This is a genomic window from Mesotoga sp. HF07.pep.5.2.highcov (assembly GCF_003666285.1).
Taxonomy (GTDB): Bacteria; Thermotogota; Thermotogae; order Petrotogales; family Kosmotogaceae; genus Mesotoga; species Mesotoga prima.
Genome location: NZ_JFHJ01000374.1, coordinates 1 through 4,116, shown reverse-complemented (window position 1 = coordinate 4,116; position 4,116 = coordinate 1). Strand labels below are relative to the sequence as shown.

The following is a 4,116-nucleotide window of genomic DNA, read 5'->3' as shown; positions in this document are numbered from 1 at the left end:
AAAGGGGAGCTGCTATTCTTCTTCTTGCAGGAGAGCTATATGAAATCTTCAGACTTTCAGACAGAGTAGCGGTGATTTACGAGGGCGAAATTATGGGATATACACCTCCCGACCGTCTTTCACAGAGGAAATAGGGTTTATGATGGCCGGCTCAAAGCGGGGCGAGATATCATGAGAGTGAAGATAGAGAAGAGGCTGGTTATTCCGAAGTATTCGTCGATTCTCGTGCCAATTCTTTCTGTGGTAGCCGCACTGGTCTTAATGGGGATAATCTTGATGGTGTTTTTCTACGGAAGACTAGGGTCTTTTTCACTTGCCTTTCGTGAGACGTTTGATGCATACAAGGAAATGCTTACATGGCCTTTTGCAAATAAGTATGGGATCTTCAGCACGCTAATGAGAATGGTACCGCTAGCCTTCGTGGGGTTGGGACTGTCATTTGCATACAGGATGAAGATCTGGAACATTGGCGGAGAGGGTCAGCTCTATATGGGTGCCCTGGCCGCGACGTGGGGAGCTCTCTTTCTTTTCAAAGATGTCTCCTCTCCTCTGGCAATGATACTGCTTCTATCAATCACGGGGGCAGTCGCCGGTGGCCTGTGGGCCTTGATTCCCGCCCTGATGAAAGCCTTCGCAAAGACTGACGAGATCGTGGTCACTCTGATGCTCAACTACGTTGCGATCTTCTGGGTGGATTATCTTGTTTATGGTCCCTGGAAAGACCCGAAAGGTTATGGATTCCCCGGAACGGCTCCGTTCCCGGATCAAGCTAGGCTTCCAACTCTCTTCAAAGGTGAGTTTCACGTTGGCTTCTTCATCGCTGTTGCTATTGCAGTTGTTCTGTTTTACGTCTATAGGAAGACGAGTTGGGGAATGAATTCCAAAATCGTCGGGGATAACGCACAGGCCGCAAGATATTCTGGAATAAGCATTGTCAGGTACACGATTATTGCTCTCGTAGTAAGTGGAGCGATCGCCGGACTTGGAGGGGCTGTACAGATGATGGGCGTTCAGCATAGACTTCAGCATGGCTTTTCTCCCGGATACGGCTACACGGCGATCATAGTGGCATGGCTGGCCAAACTCAATCCGATTGCGATTCTACTCGTTTCCTTTCTCTTCGGCGGGTTGCTGGTGGGCAACGATCAGCTTCAGATGTTTTATAAGCTTCCCATGGCTCTGATCTCGGTCTTTCAAGGGCTGGTTCTCTTCTCTCTTCTCGGAGGAGAAACAATCTCCAGATACAGGCTGAGAATCGTCAAAGAGGAGGCGGCTCACATTGAATAATATCGAATCGTTTATTCTATCGACTCTCAACGCCACCATTAGGGCTGGAACACCACTGCTCTTTGCCGTTCTAGGCACAATATTCACCGAGCGGTCTGGAGTTATGAATCTTGGACTGGAAGGTCTTATGCTTGTTGGTGCCATTGGTGGCTTTGTCGCTTCATATCAAACATCGAACCTTCTCGCGGCTTTACTTTTGGCAATGCTTGCAGGTGCAATCCTTGGTCTTGTTCATGCCTTCTTCACAGTTACACTGAGAGTCAACCAGATTGTCAGCGGTCTGGCCATTACTATGCTCGGTACCGGCATAAGCGGCCTCTGGGGGAAAGACTATATCGGTGTAATTGCAAGGCGTTTCGAGCCAATTAAGATTCCGTTCCTCTCGGACATTCCTTACATCGGTCAGGTTCTTTTCAATCATGACGTACTCGTTTATATTAGTTTTGTGCTTGTCCCGATTATGTGGTTCTTCATTTATAAAACAAAGCCAGGTCTTACTCTCAGAGCGGTGGGAGAATCCCCCGAGGCTGCCGATGCTAAAGGAATAAATGTCTTCGCGGTGAGGTATTTTTACACGGTTCTCGGCGGATCGATAACGGCCATTGGAGGCGCCTATCTCTCGCTTGCCTACAACTCCATGTGGATAGAAAACATGACTGCGGGCAGAGGGTGGATAGCGATAGCCTTGGTTCTGTTCGCCACCTGGGATCCCGTTAAAGCTTTGATCGGTGCGTATCTCTTTGGGGGGATAACCGCCCTAGGACTACGATTGCAGGCCGTCGGCGCTCATATTTCACCCGACTTTCTGAAGATGCTTCCTTATTTGCTGACGATTGTCGTGCTCTTCTTCACTTCAACAGACACTTTGAAGCGCAAGGTCGGGGCTCCCGCTTCATCGGGTGTGCCTTATTCGAGGGAAGAGAGAACATAAAGGAAACAAAACGTTCGTCTTTACCGTTGATCCGTAACATTTATTTGTGGTATAAATTTCTTATCAAAGAAATTCGGAGGTAAATGTGATGACTCGAGCAACATTCATAAGCTTTGCATACGCTTATTGGTTTAGGAGGAACGTCCTTTCTTCGGACTCCTCCAGTGTGTGCTTGAGTTAAAATACACTAGAGAGTGAAAAGAGAGAGGACGTTGAGAAGCGTCCTCTCTCTTTTTTTATATCAGGAGGGATGTAGAATGAAGCAGGTTCTTGTGTGTCTATTACTACTGGTAGGGATTCTTGGTTTGTCTGTTCAAACAGTTGGGATTACAGCGATAGTAGAGCACCCGGCTCTTGATGCAGTGAGGGAAGGAATTATCGATGTTCTTGAAGAGAGTGGCTTCAAGGATGGGGACAACATTGTTATTGACTTCCAGAATGCTCAGGGATCGGTTTCCACTGCGGTAGCCATTGCAAAGCAGTTCGTATCATTAAAAGCAGCTGTAATGGTCGGAATAGCAACCCCGTCGGCTCAGGCGCTTGTAAATGCTTCAAAGACAATTCCCGTGGTTTTCAGCGCAGTAACCGATCCGGTCAGCGCAAGCCTTGTACCGGCATTTGGAAAGAACCCCGGAAACGTGGTTGGGATAAGCGACATGACACCTGTAAAAACCCAGCTTCAGCTGCTGAAACTTACTCTTCCGGATGTCGAAAGGGTGGGAGTGATTTACAATTCCGGAGAGGCCAACTCCGTGACAATAAGGGAGTTTGCCAAAGAAGCCTGTGACGCTCTTGGACTAGAACTAATAGATATCACAGGTTCTACGACCGCCGAAATGGTCGCCTCTCTAAATGCCCAGATAAAAGATGTAGACGCAATCTACATCGGTACAGATAACACTGCTGCCTCAAGCATAGAATCGATTTCTACGGTTGCCTTGAGAGAAAAGGTCGCAATTGTCGCGGGAGATATAGATATTGCAAGATCTGGCGGTCTGATCGGTTTTGGATTTAATTACTATCAGGTCGGTAGAGCCACCGGAGAACTGGTTGTTGAAATTCTTAAGGGTACTCCTCCTTCGGAACTCGAAACTAAGATACTGGGACAGGATTCCTTGATTCTTTTCGTCAACACAGACATCGCAGAAGAAATCGGCGTAGAGATTCCACAATCGGTCCTAGATCTGGCTAATCTGATAGTAACCGATGGTGTAGAGACGGAAAGGTAAGTTCATGGCGATTCTGGAACAGGGATTGATAATCGGCCTGATGGCCCTGGGAGTCTACATATCATTCAGAATTGTTGATCTTCCCGATCTTACGACGGACGGTTCCTTTGCCCTCGGAGCAGCCGTTGCCGTAAAAGCACTTGTCTCCGGTCTTCCCGCCTGGATTGCGATAATGCTAGCCGCCTTAACGGGAGCCATTGCCGGAAGCATTACGGGGACTATTCATAGAAAGCTCAAGATCAACGTTCTTCTTGCCGGAATTTTGGTCATGACAATGCTTTACTCAGTCAATCTCAGGGTAATGGGCGGACCCAATCTCCCAGTTCCAAGAGTCGTTCCAGAGGGGACAACTCAAAGCTTCGAGGAGATGAGCGGCGGTACTGGCCTAGATAACCTTTTCGAAGAGCTTGAGATCAACACTGAGAAGCGCCAATCAAGAACAACGGTAGTTGCCAAGAATATCTTTAATAACCAGCTCGATGGTTCTGACTTGTTACTAATAGTTGTCTTAATTTCTGCTGTGGTTGTAGTTCTGTCGGTTGCATTGAAATCTGACCCGGGAATGACACTGAGAGCATTTGGCAGTAATCCCTCGGGGGTGGTGTCTTTCGGAATATCCCAGGATGTTCTTGCCATTGCGGGGCTTACCATTGCCAACTGCGTTATAGG

General features: G+C 47.9%; 4 protein-coding genes. All 4 read left to right on the top strand.

Features of this window, described 5'->3' with window-relative positions; genetic code table 11:
* Positions 1-171: 171 nt before the first annotated feature.
* Positions 172-1,287: an ABC transporter permease gene (locus tag BG32_RS08115; protein ID WP_014730731.1), complete on the top strand. Its 1,116-nt coding sequence runs from the start codon at positions 172-174 to the stop codon at positions 1,285-1,287.
* Positions 1,280-2,218, top strand: coding sequence for an ABC transporter permease (locus BG32_RS08110; protein WP_006492756.1), 939 nt, complete (start codon positions 1,280-1,282; stop codon positions 2,216-2,218). Before BG32_RS08115 ends, BG32_RS08110 begins: the two co-directional genes overlap by 8 nt.
* Before the next feature lie 257 nt (positions 2,219-2,475).
* Positions 2,476-3,447 (top strand): ABC transporter substrate-binding protein, encoded by a 972-nt coding sequence (locus tag BG32_RS08105; protein WP_121509836.1) that lies wholly within the window; start codon positions 2,476-2,478, stop codon positions 3,445-3,447.
* A 4-nt stretch (positions 3,448-3,451) separates the two neighbouring features.
* The coding region (locus BG32_RS08100) for an ABC transporter permease subunit (RefSeq protein ID WP_121526659.1) at positions 3,452-4,116 on the top strand (665 nt) is incomplete at its 3' end.